The organism is Nonomuraea sp. NBC_00507 (genome assembly GCF_036013525.1).
GTDB lineage: Bacteria > Actinomycetota > Actinomycetes > Streptosporangiales > Streptosporangiaceae > Nonomuraea.
This window is the reverse complement of sequence record NZ_CP107853.1, coordinates 428,744-442,458: the sequence shown is the minus strand read 5'-3', so window position 1 is coordinate 442,458 and position 13,715 is coordinate 428,744. Positions and strand designations below refer to the sequence as shown.

Below are 13,715 nucleotides of genomic sequence, written 5' to 3'. Positions count from 1 at the left end.
GGGCAGAAAGAAGCCCGCGGCCCGGTGGACCGCAGGCGGTAGGTTACTGGCCGAATGCGTCGTTCGCGGCCTGGCAGAAGGCCTTGAGGTCGTCCGGCTTGCGACTGGTGACCAGCGTGTTCGGGCCGGCCGTGCACACCATGACCTCCTGGTCCACCCAGGTCGCGCCGGCGTTGCGCAGGTCGGTCTGGAGGCTGGGCCAGGACGTGAGCGTACGTCCGCGCACCACGTCGGCCTCGATCAGAGTCCAGGGCGCGTGGCAGATGGCCGCCACTGGCTTGCCCGCGTCGAAGAAGGCGCGGACGAACTGCACGGCCTGCGGCACCGTACGCAGATAGTCGGGGTTGGCGACACCCCCTGGGAGTACGAGGCCGTCAAAGGCGGTCGCATGGGCGCCGTCCGTCGTGTCGTCCACGGCGAACATGTCGCCCTGGCTCAGGTGGTGGAACGCCTGGATGTGGCCGGGTTCGGTGGAGATGAGCCGGGCCGCCCCGCCGGCCTGCTTGACCGCCTTCCAGGGTTCGGTGAGCTCCACCTGCTCCACTCCCTCGGGAGCGACCAGGAACGCGATGGTCTTGCCGTTCAGCATGTGAACTCCTCCCTACGGGCTTTCCCTCCACCTATCCGCCGAGGTGAGATGTATGCACATTTACCCCCTAGGGGTATACTCTCCGCCATGACTGTTACGACATACCAGGTTGAGGGCATGACCTGCGGCCACTGCGTCAGCTCGGTGACCGCCGAGGTCGGCAAGGTGGCCGGAGTGAGCGGGGTCCAGGTGGACCTGACGTCCGGGGCCGTGACCGTGACGAGCGCGGAGCCGCTCGACCGCGGGCTGGTCGAGGCGGCCGTGACCGAGGCCGGTTACGAGCTCGGCGGCAAGGTGGAGCTGCTGCCCCAGGTGAGCGGCGGCTCGTGCTGCGGCTCCGGTGGTTGCCACTGACCTGTTCCTGCACCTTTGAGCCCGCCGCGCCGCCCCGTGCGGCGGGCTCGCTATTCGCCCAGGTGATCGAGGAGGGTTCGGCTGATGTCCTCGAGGTGGCGTAGCTGCTCAGGGCTGAGGACGTCGATGAGATTGGCGCGCACGCTCGTGACGTGCAGGGGAGCCGCCCCCTGCAGGGCCTGAAGGCCCTCGTCTGTGAGCACGGCCAGCCATCCGCGCCGGTCCGCGGCATAGTGCTCGCGGCGCACCCAGCCGGCCTGCTCCAGCTTGTTGACCGCGTGAGAGATGCGGCTCGGCTTGGACCGGGTCCACTTGGCCAGCTCGGCCATCCGCAGTGTCCGGTCCGGCGCCTCCGACAACATGACCAGCAGCTCGTAGTAGGTCAGCGGCATGCCGGCGGCCTGCAGATCGCGCTCGAGACGCTCGGTGAGCAGTCGAGTCGCCGTGCCGAACGCCCGCCAGGCGCGCTGCTCTTCCTCGCTGAGCCACTTCATGTTCCTCAACCTATCAAAGGTTGCGCGCTGAAATATCTGATTGTACTGTCGTGCTGAATCTTTCAGTGCTGAACTAGGGACAGTGAGATGGTCAACGTCGCCGTCATTTACTACTCCTCGACCGGGACGATCGCCGAGATCGCCGCCGAGATCACCCGGTCCGCCGAGCAGGCCGGCGCGCGGGTGCGGCTGCGCCGGGTGGCCGAGCTGGCGCCGCAGGAGGCTATCGACGCCAACCCGCGCTGGGCCGAGCACGCCCGCGCGAGCGCCGCCGTCCCGCTCGCCGAGCCGGACGACATGGTCTGGGCCGATGCGGTGATCTTCGGTACGCCGACGCGGTTCGGCAACGTCTCCTCGCAGCTGAAGCAGTTCATCGACACGCTGGGCGGGCTGCAGGCCCAGGGTTTGCTGGCGGACAAGGTCTACAGCGGTTTCACTTCCACCACGACAGCGCACGGCGGCCACGAGTCGACGCTGCTCGCGCTGGGCAACACGTTCCACCACTTCGGCGGTGTCATCGTGCCGCCCGGCTACACGGACGAAGCCAATGCCAACCCGTACGGGACCTCGCACCATGACGCGTTCGGCACCGCCCCGGTTGGCGAGTCCACCAGGGTGGCCGCCCGCGCTCAGGCCGAGCGAGTGGTGAAGTTCGCCGAGGTGGTCAAGGGCACGCGGGTGACCGCCTGAGCCACAAGACGTGGGCGGCGAAGGCGGCGCCCGCACCGACGGCGTACCAGAAGAGGTCGGGCGGGTTGAAGGTGCTGCCCAGCACTGGACGCAGGACGGAAGGAATCTCCGTGAGCTGGGCGAACTCGATCGCCCAGCTCAGCCCCGTGGCCATCAGGGCGGCCACCCATGGGCGGATCGCGGGCCGGATCAGCATGACGAGCGCGTAGATCAACACGGTGTAGAGAGCGTCGCCCGCGTATTTGGACACTGGGCCGTCCCACACCAGCCGCACCCCCAGCCCGGCCGCGATCGTCAGGGCGGCGGCGAGGGCGACGGGCAGGCGCGACACGCAGCTCACGGTAGTCCCAAAGGGACTGAAAATTTACACCGCCGAAGGAAACGAAGATGAAACAATTTTCCGTGATGCGTTGACACGTGGTCTTCGTATGGTGTGCCTTTCTCTACACAGGAATCCCCGCCTGAAGGTGAGGCACTTATGAGGAAATGGCTCGCGCGCCTGGCAGCGCTGGGCGTGGCGCTTTTAGTAGCAGGTCAGGGCACCACCGCCGCCCTTGCCCAGGACCCGTCGGCGGGGAAGAAGACCATGCGCGTCGGCGCGACGCAGGCGATGGACTCGATGAACCCGTTCCTGGCGGTCCGCTTGGTCTCGACGTCGATCCACCGCTGGATGTACGGCTACCTGACGGTCCCCGACTCCAAGACCCTGCAGCCCAGCCCCGACCTGGCCGAGTCGTGGACCACGTCCGATGACGGGCTCACCTGGACGTTCAAGATCCGCGCCGCCAAGTGGTCGGACGGCAAGCCCGTCACGGCCGACGACGCGGCCTGGACGTTCAACAAGATGATGACGGACGAGGCCGCCAAGACCGCCAACGGCCCGGCGGTGGAGAATTTTGAGAGCGTCACGGCCAGCGGCCAGGACCTGACCATCAAGCTCAAGGCCCCGCAGGCGTCCATGCTGGAGAACCCGGTCCCGATCATGCCGAAGCATGTCTGGGAGTCGGTCACCGACATGGCCAACTACGACGCCGAGAAGTACCCGAGCGTGAGCAGCGGCCCGTACATCGCCGTCGAGCACAAGAAGGACCAGTACGTCAAGCTGCAGGCCAACCCGAACTACTGGCGCGGCGCACCCAAGATCAACGAGCTGCAGGTCATCTTCTACGACAACCCGCAGGCCGCCATCGCGGGACTGAAGAACGGTGACATCGACCTGATCGGCCGCCTGCAGCCGCCCGAGTTCCAGGCCATCCAGAACGACCCGAACATCGAGGCGTGGAACACCCAAGGCCGGCGCGCGTCCTACCTCCAGATCAACCACGGCGCCACCACGACCGACGACAAGCCCGTCGGCGACGGCCACCCGGCGCTGAAGGATGTCAAGGTCCGCCAGGCGCTGCACTACGCCATCGACAAGCAGAAGCTGGTCGACGAGGTCCAGAACGGCCTGGCCAAGCCGGCCGACGGCTCGATCGTGCCGCCTATGTACACGGACTTCTTCTGGGAGGCCACCGGCGACACCAAGGTCGCCTACGACGCCGCCAAGGCCAACCAGATCCTCGACGACGCCGGCTACAAGAAGGGCGCCGACGGGGTCCGCACGATGCCCGACGGGAAGCGCAAGCTGGAGTTCCGCTTCACCATCCACACCGACACCCCGATCGAGGACAAGCTCGCCGAATACCTGACGGGCTTCTTCAAGGACATCGGCATCACGCTGACCACGGTGAAGCTCGACTCCAGCAAGTTCAGCGAGGAGACCGGCGTCACCGGCAACTTCGACATCGCGATCAGCGGCTGGTCGGTCAACCCCGACCCCGAAGAGGTCATGGCCACGCACCTGTGCAGCCGCAGGCCGGCCCCGGGCGGCGAGGGCGGCGGCACCGAGTCGTTCTTCTGCGACGAGACCTTCGAGAAGCTCTACCAGGACCAGCTGAAGGAGCTCGACCGGCCCAAGCGCGCCGAGATCCTCAAGCAGATGCAAGAGCGGCTCTACACCCAGGCGCCGATCATCGCCATCTACTACCCGAACGACCTCGAGGGCTACCGCAAGGACCGGATCACCAGCATCACCCCGATCCCCGAGACCAAGGGCCTGCTCTACGGCGGCAGCGGCTACTGGCCGTTCTACACCGTGGACGTCAAGGCCACGGCGACGGGCGGCGGCGCGAGCGGCGGCGGCTCCAACACCGGCCTCATCGCCGGGATCGTCGGCGGCGTGGTGGCCGTGGGCCTCGTGGCCTTCCTCGCGACCAGGCGACGCAAGAGCACCGCCGACGAACGCGAATGACGACTCCTCTCGAAGCAGCAGAGCCCGCCGCCGTCCAGGCGGCGGGTCCTGGTGACGAGCGCCCCACCCACCGCGGCACGCTGCAGTACGCGCTGTCCAAGGCCGGTGGGGCGTTGTTCAGCATCGCCATGGTGATCGTCGGCACGTTCTTCCTGTTCCGGCTGCTGCCCGGCGATCCGGTACGCAACCTGGCGCAGGGCCGCAACATGACCCCGGCCCAGCTGGATCTCGAACGCCGCCGGTTGGGCCTGGACAAGCCACTCATCGAGCAGTTCGTCGACTTCGTGGGCGACACGCTCCGGCTCGACCTGGGCACGTCGTACGAGTACAAACGGCCCGTGCTGGACCTGATCGGCGAGCGGCTCGGCCCGACGTTGCTGCTGGCCGGGACGGGCCTGATCATCGCGGTCAGCCTCGGCATCTGGCAGGGGACGCGGGCCGGGTGGCGGCACGGCAGCAGGTTCGACCGGTTCTCCACCGGTGCGTCGCTGGTGTTGTGGTCCGTGCCGACGTTCTGGCTCGGGCTGCTGCTGATGATGGTGTTCGGCGTCGGCATCGGGCCGATCCCGGGCCTGTTCCCGTTCCGCGGCATCGAGAGTGTGGACGCGCCCGACGGCTTCGCCTACATCCTGGACGTGGCGTCCCACATGGTGCTGCCGTGCCTGACGCTGGTGGCGGTGGTCTACGCGCAGTATCTCCTCGTCATGCGCTCGTCGCTGCTGGAGGAGGTCAGCCAGGACTACGTCACCGTGGCGCGCGCCAAGGGCCTGAAGGACGACGACGTACGCCGCCGGCACGCGGTGCCCAACGCCCTGCTGCCCACGGTGACGCTGGTGTTCATGCGCGTCGGCTTCGTGGTCGGCGGGGCGGTCACCGTGGAGACGATCTACACCTGGCCCGGTCTGGGGCAACTGTTCTACGAGGCGGTCCGAGTGCCTGACTTCACGCTCATGCAGGGCACGTTCATGCTGATCACGGTGGCCGTGATCCTCATGAACACGCTGGCCGACGTGGTCTACCACATGCTCGACCCGCGGGTGAGGGCAGCATGACCAGCGTCGCCGCAGCCCGCAGACGGCTCGCGTTGAGCCGTTTCTGGGCCGATTTCCGCCATCACCGCGCCGGAATGATCGGCCTGGGCGTCCTCGTCGCCGCCGTGGCGCTCGCGCTGGTCGCGCCGCTGTTCATCAGCGAGGACGTGACCAGCGTCGTCAGGGGCACCGGTGAGAAGTGGGCGGCACCCAGCCTGGGCGAGCCGTTCGGCACCGACGAGTCCGGGCGCTCGATCCTGCTGATGGTCTGGTGGGGCTCGCGCACGTCGCTGCTGATCGGCTTCCTGGCCGCGTTGCTCAGCATCGTGATCGGCCTCGTCGTCGGCGTCGCGGCCGGCCACTTCCGCGGCTGGCTCGGCGGTACGCTCATGCGCGTCACCGACTGGTTCCTGGTGTTGCCGTCGCTGGTGACGGCCCTGGTGCTGGCGGCCATTCTGGGCGGCAGCACGTTCACGATCATCATGGCGATCGGGATCACGACCTGGCCCTCGACGGCCCGCCTGATCCGGGCGCAGACGCTGGCCGTCGAGGCTCGCCCGTACATCGAGCGGTCGAAGGCACTCGGCGCCGGGCACTGGCACATCACCACCCGTCACGTGCTGCCGAACGTGGCGCCGCTGCTGCTGGCCAGCACGACGCTGGAGGTGGCCAGCGCCATCGTCACCGAGTCCACGCTGGCCTTCCTCGGCGCCAGCGCGAACAAGACCTCCTGGGGGACCATGCTGCGCGGCTCGTACGACTACGGCGCGGCCACCCAGGGCGCGTGGTGGTACATCCTCATTCCCGGCCTGGCCATCCTCACCGTCGTCATGGCGTTCACCCTCGTGGGCCGCGCGCTGGAGACCGTGCTCAACCCCAGGCTCAGGAGGGCGGCATGAGTCTTCTTGAACTCGACGACCTGTCGGTGACCTACCGCATCGCCTCGGGCGAGGTGCCCGCGGTGCGGGGTGTGTCGCTGACGCTCGACTCCGGAGCGGCACTCGGAGTCGCCGGCGAGTCGGGATCCGGCAAGTCGACGCTGGCCATGGCGCTGCTCCGGCTCCTGCCCCGGGACGCGCGCGTCGGCGGCCGGATCCTGCTCGACGGTGATGACATCCTCGCCATGAAGTGGGGCCGCATGCGGGCGGTGCGCTGGGCGGAGGCCTCGATCGTGTTCCAGGGAGCCCAGCACGGGCTCAACCCGGTGCGCAGGATCGGCGACCAGATCGCCGAGCCGCTGCTCGTGCACAACCTGGCCAAGCCGGACGCCGCTCGCAAGCGCGTCACCGAGCTGCTCGAACAGGTCGGCCTGCCGGCCTGGCGGGCCCGCAGCTACCCGCACGAGCTGTCAGGCGGGCAGCGGCAGCGCGTGATGATCGCGATGGCGCTGGCCTGCTCGCCCCGGCTGATCATCGCCGACGAGCCGACCACCGCGCTCGACGTGATGGTCCAGGCCCAGGTCCTCACGCTGATCAAGGACCTGGTGGCCCAGCACGACATCTCACTGATCATGATCTCGCACGACCTGTCGGTGCTCGCCGACGTGTGCGACCAGCTCGCGGTCATGTACGCGGGCCGCGTCGTCGAACACGGCCCCTCGCACGAGGTCTTCCACGACGCCAAGCACCCCTACAGCCGGGCCCTCGCCGCGGCGTTCCCGACGGTCGGGGACCCGGCGTCGCGGCTGGCGCCCAAGGGGCTCGGCGGCGACCCGCCCGACCCGATGCAGCTGCCGACCGGCTGCTCGTTCCACCCGCGCTGCCCGGTCGCGCTGGAGGAGTGCGCGACCATGGACGTGGAGCTCTGGGCGGCCGGCAAGGGCCGTACCGCGGCCTGCGTGCACGTACAGGAGGCCTCATGACAGAGACGCAGACCGCCGCCGAGGCGGTCTCGACGACGCGGCCGACCTTGCTGGAAGCCCGTGACCTGCACGTCGATTTCGCCTCCCGCGGCCGCCGCGCCCGTGCCGTGGACGGCGTGAACCTCGCGATCGGCGAGGGCGAGATCGTGGCGCTGGTCGGCGAGTCCGGCTGCGGCAAGACCACGCTGGCGCGCACCTTGCTCGGCCTCGAACGCCCTACCTCCGGCGAGGTCCGCTACGGCGGCGCCGCGCTGGATTACTCCTCCAAGGCGCTCAAGGCCTACCGCCGGCAGGTGCAACTCGTCCTGCAGGACCCGACGGGGTCGCTCAACCCCCGTCACACGGTGTACGAGGCCGTCGCCGAGGGCCCGCGCATCCACGGCCTGCCGGACGAGCGGGAGGTCGTGGCCACGGCGCTGTCCAGGGCGGGGCTGCGGCCGCCTGACCGGTTCTTCCTGCGCTACCCGCACGAGCTGTCCGGCGGGCAGCGGCAACGCGTGGTGATCGCGGGCGCGCTGGCGCTGAACCCGAAGGTGCTGGTGGCCGACGAGCCGGTGGCCTCGCTCGACGCCTCTGTGCGTGGCGAGATCCTGGCCCTGCTGCTCAAGCTGCGGGAGGATCTGGGGTTGTCGGCGCTGGTCGTCACCCACGACCTGGGGCTGGCCTGGAACATCGCGGACCGGGTGGCCGTGATGTACCTGGGCAGGATCGTCGAATCCGGGCCTGTCGAGCAGGTGCTGACCGCGCCGCGGCATCCGTACACGCAGGCGCTGATGTCGGTGTTGCCCGAGTCTCCCGAGCGGGTCGTGCTGACCGGCGAGCCGCCGGACCCGACGCGGATCCCCGGCGGCTGCCGCTTCCACGCCCGCTGTCAGGTGCTCGCCTCCGGGCGAGCGGCCGAGGCTGAGGTGGACGCCAAGTGCCGGGCGGAGCCGCTGGCCATCCTGCCCGCGGTGTCCGAGGCGCAGGCAGCCTGCTACTACGCGGACGCTGTCGTTCAGTAGGGGTGATGGTCGGGCTTGTTCGCCCAGGTCGCGTACGCTTGGGCGCCGAGCTCGGGATGTATTTGATCCAGCTCGATCTTGCGCTGATCGTAGGGTTTCGTGAAGTCTTCGTACTGGAAGGCGTCGTCGAAGCCGATCTTCCGGGTCGCCTCCAGGTCCGCGCTGAAGTGCACGGCGTCGATCCTTGACCAGTAGATGGCGCTCATGCACATGGGGCAGGGATAGCCGCTCGTGTAGAGCGAACAGCCCATGAGCATCCTGGCCCGCTCGGGCAGCGGGTCAGGTGACCCCGCGGGGCGTGGCACGAGCTCGAGTGTCGACTCGTTCTGGTGTTCCTCCGGGACGGAGGGTGCCTGCGGATTGAGGACCTGAATGGCCTTGCGGATCGCCTCGACTTCGCCGTGCGCGGTCGGATCGCCGGTGAGGAGGACACGATTCTGGCCGCGGGCCACAATTTCGCCGTCCCTGACGATGACCGCGCCGAACGGGCCGCCCCAACCATGAGTCACTGACTCGGTGGCGAGCCGTACGGCTTCGGCCATGAAATCCTTGGGTGTCATTTGATGACCTCCGGCAGGTAAAATACAACTGAAATTTCGACCCTGATCAACCGTTATGGTGGATTCATTGCCGCATTTCTTCCCTGGACGCCCTGGACTACACTTGCCCAGGTGAAGCCTTATGCGCACCGCGGACCTGGAGGCGGCGTCGCCACCGTGGTGATCTCCTCGAAAGTCCGCGAAGGCCGCGAGGCGGACTATCGGCGCTGGCAGCAGAAGATAAATGACACCATGCGCTCCTTTCCTGGTTGTCAGGGCTCGGACGTTTATCCGCCAATTCCTGGTGAGCAGGATGTCTGGGTGGTCGTGTTCCGCTTCTCGAGCACCGCCGAATTGACCGGGTGGCTGGATTCGGAAACGCGAAGAAGACTGCTCGAGGAGGTTCGCCCGCTGCTGGAGAAGCCCTCGGAACTGGAGATCCTGGCAGGGGAGCCGCCGACGAGGGAGGCGGTCACGGCAGTGATCTCCCACAACGTGCGGCCGGGGCGTGAGCGTGATTTCCAGCGCTGGCAGGACAAGGTGCGCAAGACGCAGGAGAAGTTCCCCGGATTCCTGGGGTTCGAAGCGTTCGAACCCGTGCCGGGTGTCCAGGAGCACTGGGTCGTCATGTTCCGCTACGACACCCGGGAGCACCTCGACGCCTGGCTCGAGTCAGACACCCGCAGGAAACTCCTGGACGAGGGGCGCCACTACTTCGCCGACTTCGACGTGCGTACGGTCAAGTCGGCGTTCAGCGGCTGGTTCCGGTTCAACGGCGAGACGGCGCGAGAACCCCCGCCCAACTGGAAGCAGGCCATGTCCGTGCTGCTGGGCCTCTATCCCACGGTGATGATCCTGAATCTGACGGTGGGCCGCGCGTTCGAGGCGGTGCGCCTGCCCGGATACCTCGCCATGTTCATCAGCAACGGCTTGAGCGTCTCCATCCTCACGTGGCTGATGATGCCGCTCGTCAACAGAACCTTCACGTCCTGGCTGTCGCCCAGCGGAGGCGGCTCGGTCTTCACGAACATCGCGGGCGCGTTGGTGATGGTGGCGTGCATGGCGCTGTGCATCGCCGTCTTCGGCCTGATCACGATGTAGACGGTCAGCCCAGGTCGGCGTCATGGACCAGGATGGCCGCCTGGACGCGGTTGGCCAGGCCCAGCTTGGCCAGCACGCGGCTGACGTGCGCCTTCACCGTGGCCTCCGTCAGGTGCAGCGTGCGGCCGATCTCGGCGTTGGACAGGCCTCGGGCCAGCGCCCTGATCACGTCCTCCTCGCGGCCGGTGAGCGTGGCCAGGTGTTTGCGGGCGGTCTCGGCGCGGGAGGGCGCGCGGTCCGCGTACGAGGCGATCAGGCGTTTGGTGACCGAGGGGGAGAGCATGGCCTGGCCGCCGGCGACCGTGCGGACGGCGGCGGCCAGTTCCCTCGGCGGGGTGTCCTTGAGCAGGAACCCGACCGCGCCCAGGCGGAGCGCCTCGTGCACGTACTCGTCCAGGTCGAACGTCGTCAGCATCACCAGCTTGGGCGCGCCGGGGCGGGACAGCAGGCGCGCGGCGGCGGTCAGGCCGTCCATGCCCGGCATGCGCACGTCCATCAGCACGACCTCGGGCCGCAGCCGGTCCGCCGCCGACACCGCTTCCGCCCCGTCGCGGGCCTCGCCGACGACCGCGATATCGCCGGCCGCCTCCAGGATCAGCCGCAGCCCCGACCGTACGAGCTCCTCGTCGTCGACCACGAGCACCCTGATCATGCCGGCCGCCGGTCGCCGGTCACCGGGAGCGCCGCCCCGCTCGCCGGGATCCTCGCGCTGACCAGGAAGCCGCCGCCGTCCTGGGCGCTGGTGCGCAACGTGCCGCCGAGCAGCTCGACCCGCTCGCGCAGCCCCACGAGCCCCCAGCCCGCGCCTGGAAGCTCCTGGCGCGGCGACTGCGACGCCTGGTTGCGCACCTCCACCTCCAGCTCGCCGGCGCCGTAGCGGATGCGCACGTCCGTGCGAGCGTCCCCGGCATGCTTGTGCACGTTGGTGAGCGCCTCCTGGACCACCCGGTACGCGGTCCGCTCCACCGTCGGCTCCATGGCCCGCTCCTCGCCCTCGTCGTGCCTGGTCACCGCGATGCCGAGCGCTCTGGACTGGTCGAGCAGCCGGTCGAGGTCCGCGAGCGTGGGCGGCGGCTCGGTGTCCGTCGCGGACGAGCGCAGCACGCCGAGCACGTCACGCAGGTTGGCCAGCGCCTCCCGCCCGATCCCACCGATCATGGCGGCCGTCCGCACGGTCTCCTCGTCGGCCGCCCGCACCTCCAGGGCACCGGCGTGCAGCACGATCAACGAGACCCGGTGCGCGACGACGTCGTGCATTTCCCTGGCGATCCTGGCCCGCTCCTGTGCCCTGGCCTGTTCGGCCCGCATGACCTGCTCGCGTTCCGCGCGCCGCTGGACCTCGACGCGGGCGCGTACCCAGAGGCCGAGCGCGAACGGCAGCCCGATCACGGCCAGCGCCATGAACAGCGCGTTGCCCAAGCCCGCGGTCAGGATCTCCCGCAGACCGTCCTGCCACTCGCCGACCAGCGCGGAGATCCCGCACACCCCGAGGCAGCCGCCGAGGTAGGCGGCGATGTGGCGCCTCCCGCTCAACGAGCGGCCGGCGTAGTAGGAGGCGATCAGCAGCGGCGGCCACATCACCAGCCACGCGTACGTGACGGCGCCCACGGCGGCCAGCGGCCACCAGGACCGCCGCGCCCACCAGGCGGCCAGCCCCGCCGCCGTGGCGACGGCCGCCAGCACCGGGAGGGGGAGACTCGACGGCACCCCGGCCTGCCCGTGCAGGACGGGCAGCGAGAGAGCGAACACACCCGCGCCGAGAAGAACGAACCGCATGGGCCCAGCGTATGGGTCCGACCGGAAAGGGCTTTACGACGAAAGTAGTAAGAGCCGACCGACGATCGGGGCGGACGGCCGGCGCCTTCCCGCCGCGATCGTAGAACCCATGATCGCTCTGTCTTTGATCGTTCTTGCCGCGCATACGACCCTGCCGGCCGACCTCACCCTGCCGGAGCCGACCGGCCCGAAGCCCGTCGGCACGACGAGCCTGCACCTGATCGACTCCAGCCGCCGCGACCCATGGAACCCGAACGCCGGCGAGCGCGAGCTCCTGGTCACGCTCTGGTACCCCGCCCGCAAGGCCACCGGGGAACGGGCGCCCTACGTCACCCCGCAGGAGTCGGCCGCCATACTCAAGCCCTACGAGAACGTGCCCCCGGGCGCCCTCATCCAGGTCGAGACGCACGCCAGACGCGAGGCCCCCGTACGCGGAGGCCGCCTGCCGCTCGTCGTCATGTCGCCCGGGTTCAGCTTCCCGCGGGCGAGCCTCACCTCGCTGGGCGAGGACCTCGCCAGCAGGGGATACCTGGTCGCGGCCGTGGAGCACACGTACGAGTCGGTGGCCACCACGTTCCCCGACGGGCGGACCACCACCTGCCTGGCGTGCGTGAAGGGCCAGGATGGCGCGAAGGTGGCCGCGAGCCGGGTGGTGGACGTGCGGTTCGTGCTGGACGAGCTGGCCAAGGGCCGCTGGGGCAAGGCGATCGACCGGTCGAGGATCGCCATGGTGGGCCACTCGATGGGCGGCAACAGCGCCGCCCATGCCATGGCGGCCGACCCGCGGATCAAGGCAGGCGCCAACCTGGACGGCTCCTTCCAGCCGATCGTCGAACGACTGGACCGCCCGTTCCTGCTCATCGGGGCCCCGCCGCAGCGCACGCCGGACGGGAGCGATCAGTCGTGGAAGAAGTCCTGGGCCGGAATGACCGGGCCGAAGCGCTGGATCACGGTGGCGGGGACCGACCACTCCGCCTTCGTCGACTACGCCGTGCTCAGACCGCCGCTCGGCATCCCCGCCCAAGAGCTCGACGGCGCGCGGGCGTTGCGCATCACCCGCGCCCATCTCGCCGCCTTCCTCGACCGGCACCTACGCGGTAAGAACACGCCGGTCGAGGCCTATCCCGAGGTCATCGATCACACGCGGAAGGCGTCGGCGTTCTCCGCGGCCCACTGAGCGAAGCCGCGCGCGTCCCGGCCGGTGACCTCTCGCACGGTCGGGACCACGGTGTAGCCGACCTCCGGCGTGTTGCCGAGCGCGTTGACGAGGAACTCGATGGTCTCCTCGCCCATGCCGTCACCGCGCCACTTGGCCCGCGCCTCGTCCACGGTCAGCTCCACGAACCGCACGTCTCTGCCGATCGCCGCGCCCAGGATCGCGATCTTCTCCCTGAGGGTGATCGCCTCGGGGCCGGTCAGCGTGTACGTCTTGCCGTCGTGTCCCCCCTGGACCAGCACCGTCGCGGCCACGGCGGCGATGTCGCGCTCGTGCACCAGCGCGCTCAGCCGGTCGCCGAACGGCTCCTTGATGACGCCTTCCGTCCTGATCGTGTGCGCCCACCAGCGCAGCGTGTTGGACATGAACTCGACGGGGTGCAGCAACGTCCACTCGATGTCGGTGCCGGCCAGCGCCTGCTCCAGCTCGCCGTCCGCGCGCCCGCCGAGCACCGTGACCCGCCGCACGCCTGCCGCGGCGACCAGCTTCACCAAACCGGCGCCGTCCGGCAGCGGCTGGTAGTCGTCACCCGCGAAGTTGATGAAGTGCGCGCCCTCGACCCCGTCGAAGACGCCGGCCAGCGTGTCGAGCCTGGCCAGGTCGCCCGCGACCACCTCGACGCCCTCGGGCAGGTCTGCCTTGGCGGGATTCCTGGTCAGGGCCCGCACCTGCTGCCCGGCAGCGAGGAGCTCCTCGACGACGAGACGGCCGACGGTCCCGGTGGCTCCGGTGACGAGGAAAGTCATGACGAACCTCTTTCTGTTCGG

At 69.1% G+C, this 13,715-nt stretch carries 16 protein-coding genes; 9 read left to right on the top strand and 7 right to left on the bottom strand.

The features are described 5' to 3' along the window. Nucleotides 1-43: 43 nt before the first annotated feature. Nucleotides 44-589 carry a type 1 glutamine amidotransferase domain-containing protein gene (locus OHA25_RS02285; protein WP_327585969.1) on the bottom strand — a complete coding sequence of 182 codons (546 nt, stop codon included), beginning with the start codon at nucleotides 587-589 and terminating at the stop codon, nucleotides 44-46. 87 nt (nucleotides 590-676) lie between these two features. On the opposite strand from OHA25_RS02285, the gene OHA25_RS02280 reads away from it, so the two are divergent. Beyond that, complete coding sequence (locus tag OHA25_RS02280; protein ID WP_327585968.1) at nucleotides 677-943, top strand: heavy-metal-associated domain-containing protein; 267 nt, start codon at nucleotides 677-679, stop codon at nucleotides 941-943. Between the two features lie 50 nt (nucleotides 944-993). On the opposite strand, the gene OHA25_RS02275 is transcribed toward OHA25_RS02280, so the two are convergent. After that, nucleotides 994-1,437, bottom strand: a complete 444-nt coding sequence (locus tag OHA25_RS02275) for a MarR family winged helix-turn-helix transcriptional regulator (RefSeq protein ID WP_327585967.1) — start codon at nucleotides 1,435-1,437, stop codon at nucleotides 994-996. 87 nt (nucleotides 1,438-1,524) lie between these two features. Here OHA25_RS02275 and wrbA point away from each other — a divergent pair, with 87 nt between their 5' ends. Further along, the gene (gene wrbA / locus OHA25_RS02270) at nucleotides 1,525-2,127 is read left to right on the top strand and encodes an NAD(P)H:quinone oxidoreductase (protein ID WP_327585966.1); all 603 of its coding nucleotides are present in this window, start codon (nucleotides 1,525-1,527) and stop codon (nucleotides 2,125-2,127) included. Here the strand turns inward: wrbA and OHA25_RS02265 are convergent. Then, complete coding sequence (locus OHA25_RS02265; protein WP_327585965.1) at nucleotides 2,102-2,458, bottom strand: ribosomal maturation YjgA family protein; 357 nt, start codon at nucleotides 2,456-2,458, stop codon at nucleotides 2,102-2,104. The genes wrbA and OHA25_RS02265 overlap by 26 nt on opposite strands. Nucleotides 2,459-2,641: 183 nt before the next feature. Between OHA25_RS02265 and OHA25_RS02260 the strand changes: the two genes are divergently transcribed. The 5 genes from OHA25_RS02260 to OHA25_RS02240 are packed head-to-tail and all read left to right on the top strand — an operon-like array spanning nucleotide 2,642 to nucleotide 8,316. Beyond that, the gene (locus OHA25_RS02260; RefSeq protein WP_327585964.1) at nucleotides 2,642-4,420 is read left to right on the top strand and encodes an ABC transporter substrate-binding protein; all 1,779 of its coding nucleotides are present in this window, start codon (nucleotides 2,642-2,644) and stop codon (nucleotides 4,418-4,420) included. Further along, nucleotides 4,417-5,472, top strand: a complete 1,056-nt coding sequence (locus tag OHA25_RS02255) for an ABC transporter permease (RefSeq protein WP_327585963.1) — start codon at nucleotides 4,417-4,419, stop codon at nucleotides 5,470-5,472. The genes OHA25_RS02260 and OHA25_RS02255 overlap by 4 nt, the downstream gene beginning before the upstream one ends. Further along, complete coding sequence (locus OHA25_RS02250; protein ID WP_327585962.1) at nucleotides 5,469-6,350, top strand: ABC transporter permease; 882 nt, start codon at nucleotides 5,469-5,471, stop codon at nucleotides 6,348-6,350. Before OHA25_RS02255 ends, OHA25_RS02250 begins: the two co-directional genes overlap by 4 nt. After that, entirely contained in the window at nucleotides 6,347-7,312 is a 966-nt protein-coding gene (locus OHA25_RS02245) for an ABC transporter ATP-binding protein (protein ID WP_327585961.1), read from the top strand. Before OHA25_RS02250 ends, OHA25_RS02245 begins: the two co-directional genes overlap by 4 nt. Continuing rightward, on the top strand, nucleotides 7,309-8,316 hold the full coding sequence (locus OHA25_RS02240) for an ABC transporter ATP-binding protein (protein ID WP_327585960.1): 1,008 nt from the start codon (nucleotides 7,309-7,311) through the stop codon (nucleotides 8,314-8,316). Before OHA25_RS02245 ends, OHA25_RS02240 begins: the two co-directional genes overlap by 4 nt. Here the strand turns inward: OHA25_RS02240 and OHA25_RS02235 are convergent. Next, nucleotides 8,310-8,876 carry a nucleoside deaminase gene (locus tag OHA25_RS02235; protein ID WP_327585959.1) on the bottom strand — a complete coding sequence of 189 codons (567 nt, stop codon included), beginning with the start codon at nucleotides 8,874-8,876 and terminating at the stop codon, nucleotides 8,310-8,312. The genes OHA25_RS02240 and OHA25_RS02235 overlap by 7 nt on opposite strands. A gap of 111 nt (nucleotides 8,877-8,987) precedes the next feature. On the opposite strand from OHA25_RS02235, the gene OHA25_RS02230 reads away from it, so the two are divergent. Further along, the gene (locus tag OHA25_RS02230; RefSeq protein WP_327585958.1) at nucleotides 8,988-9,956 is read left to right on the top strand and encodes an antibiotic biosynthesis monooxygenase; all 969 of its coding nucleotides are present in this window, start codon (nucleotides 8,988-8,990) and stop codon (nucleotides 9,954-9,956) included. A 4-nt stretch (nucleotides 9,957-9,960) separates the two neighbouring features. Here the strand turns inward: OHA25_RS02230 and OHA25_RS02225 are convergent, their stop codons facing one another. Next, nucleotides 9,961-10,608: a response regulator transcription factor gene (locus tag OHA25_RS02225; protein ID WP_327585957.1), complete on the bottom strand. Its 648-nt coding sequence runs from the start codon at nucleotides 10,606-10,608 to the stop codon at nucleotides 9,961-9,963. Beyond that, nucleotides 10,605-11,732, bottom strand: coding sequence for a sensor histidine kinase (locus tag OHA25_RS02220; protein WP_327585956.1), 1,128 nt, complete (start codon nucleotides 11,730-11,732; stop codon nucleotides 10,605-10,607). Before OHA25_RS02220 ends, OHA25_RS02225 begins: the two co-directional genes overlap by 4 nt. A 109-nt stretch (nucleotides 11,733-11,841) precedes the next feature. Here OHA25_RS02220 and OHA25_RS02215 point away from each other — a divergent pair, with 109 nt between their 5' ends. Beyond that, nucleotides 11,842-12,909, top strand: coding sequence for an alpha/beta hydrolase family protein (locus OHA25_RS02215; RefSeq protein ID WP_327585955.1), 1,068 nt, complete (start codon nucleotides 11,842-11,844; stop codon nucleotides 12,907-12,909). Here OHA25_RS02215 and OHA25_RS02210 read toward each other — a convergent pair. After that, nucleotides 12,870-13,694, bottom strand: a complete 825-nt coding sequence (locus OHA25_RS02210; protein WP_327585954.1) for an NAD(P)H-binding protein — start codon at nucleotides 13,692-13,694, stop codon at nucleotides 12,870-12,872. The two genes, OHA25_RS02215 and OHA25_RS02210, sit on opposite strands and share 40 nt — an antisense overlap. Between the last annotated feature and the right edge of the window lie 21 nt (nucleotides 13,695-13,715).

Coding starts and splice junctions, on each gene's coding strand:
- OHA25_RS02285 (WP_327585969.1), bottom strand. CDS start 589: ATGCTGAACGGCAAGACCATCGCGTTCCTGGTCGCTCCCGAGGGAGTG.
- OHA25_RS02280 (WP_327585968.1), top strand. CDS start 677: ATGACTGTTACGACATACCAGGTTGAGGGCATGACCTGCGGCCACTGC.
- OHA25_RS02275 (WP_327585967.1), bottom strand. CDS start 1,437: ATGAAGTGGCTCAGCGAGGAAGAGCAGCGCGCCTGGCGGGCGTTCGGC.
- wrbA (WP_327585966.1), top strand. CDS start 1,525: ATGGTCAACGTCGCCGTCATTTACTACTCCTCGACCGGGACGATCGCC.
- OHA25_RS02255 (WP_327585963.1), top strand. CDS start 4,417: ATGACGACTCCTCTCGAAGCAGCAGAGCCCGCCGCCGTCCAGGCGGCG.
- OHA25_RS02250 (WP_327585962.1), top strand. CDS start 5,469: ATGACCAGCGTCGCCGCAGCCCGCAGACGGCTCGCGTTGAGCCGTTTC.
- OHA25_RS02245 (WP_327585961.1), top strand. CDS start 6,347: ATGAGTCTTCTTGAACTCGACGACCTGTCGGTGACCTACCGCATCGCC.
- OHA25_RS02240 (WP_327585960.1), top strand. CDS start 7,309: ATGACAGAGACGCAGACCGCCGCCGAGGCGGTCTCGACGACGCGGCCG.
- OHA25_RS02235 (WP_327585959.1), bottom strand. CDS start 8,876: ATGACACCCAAGGATTTCATGGCCGAAGCCGTACGGCTCGCCACCGAG.
- OHA25_RS02225 (WP_327585957.1), bottom strand. CDS start 10,608: ATGATCAGGGTGCTCGTGGTCGACGACGAGGAGCTCGTACGGTCGGGG.
- OHA25_RS02220 (WP_327585956.1), bottom strand. CDS start 11,732: ATGCGGTTCGTTCTTCTCGGCGCGGGTGTGTTCGCTCTCTCGCTGCCC.
- OHA25_RS02215 (WP_327585955.1), top strand. CDS start 11,842: ATGATCGCTCTGTCTTTGATCGTTCTTGCCGCGCATACGACCCTGCCG.
- OHA25_RS02210 (WP_327585954.1), bottom strand. CDS start 13,694: ATGACTTTCCTCGTCACCGGAGCCACCGGGACCGTCGGCCGTCTCGTC.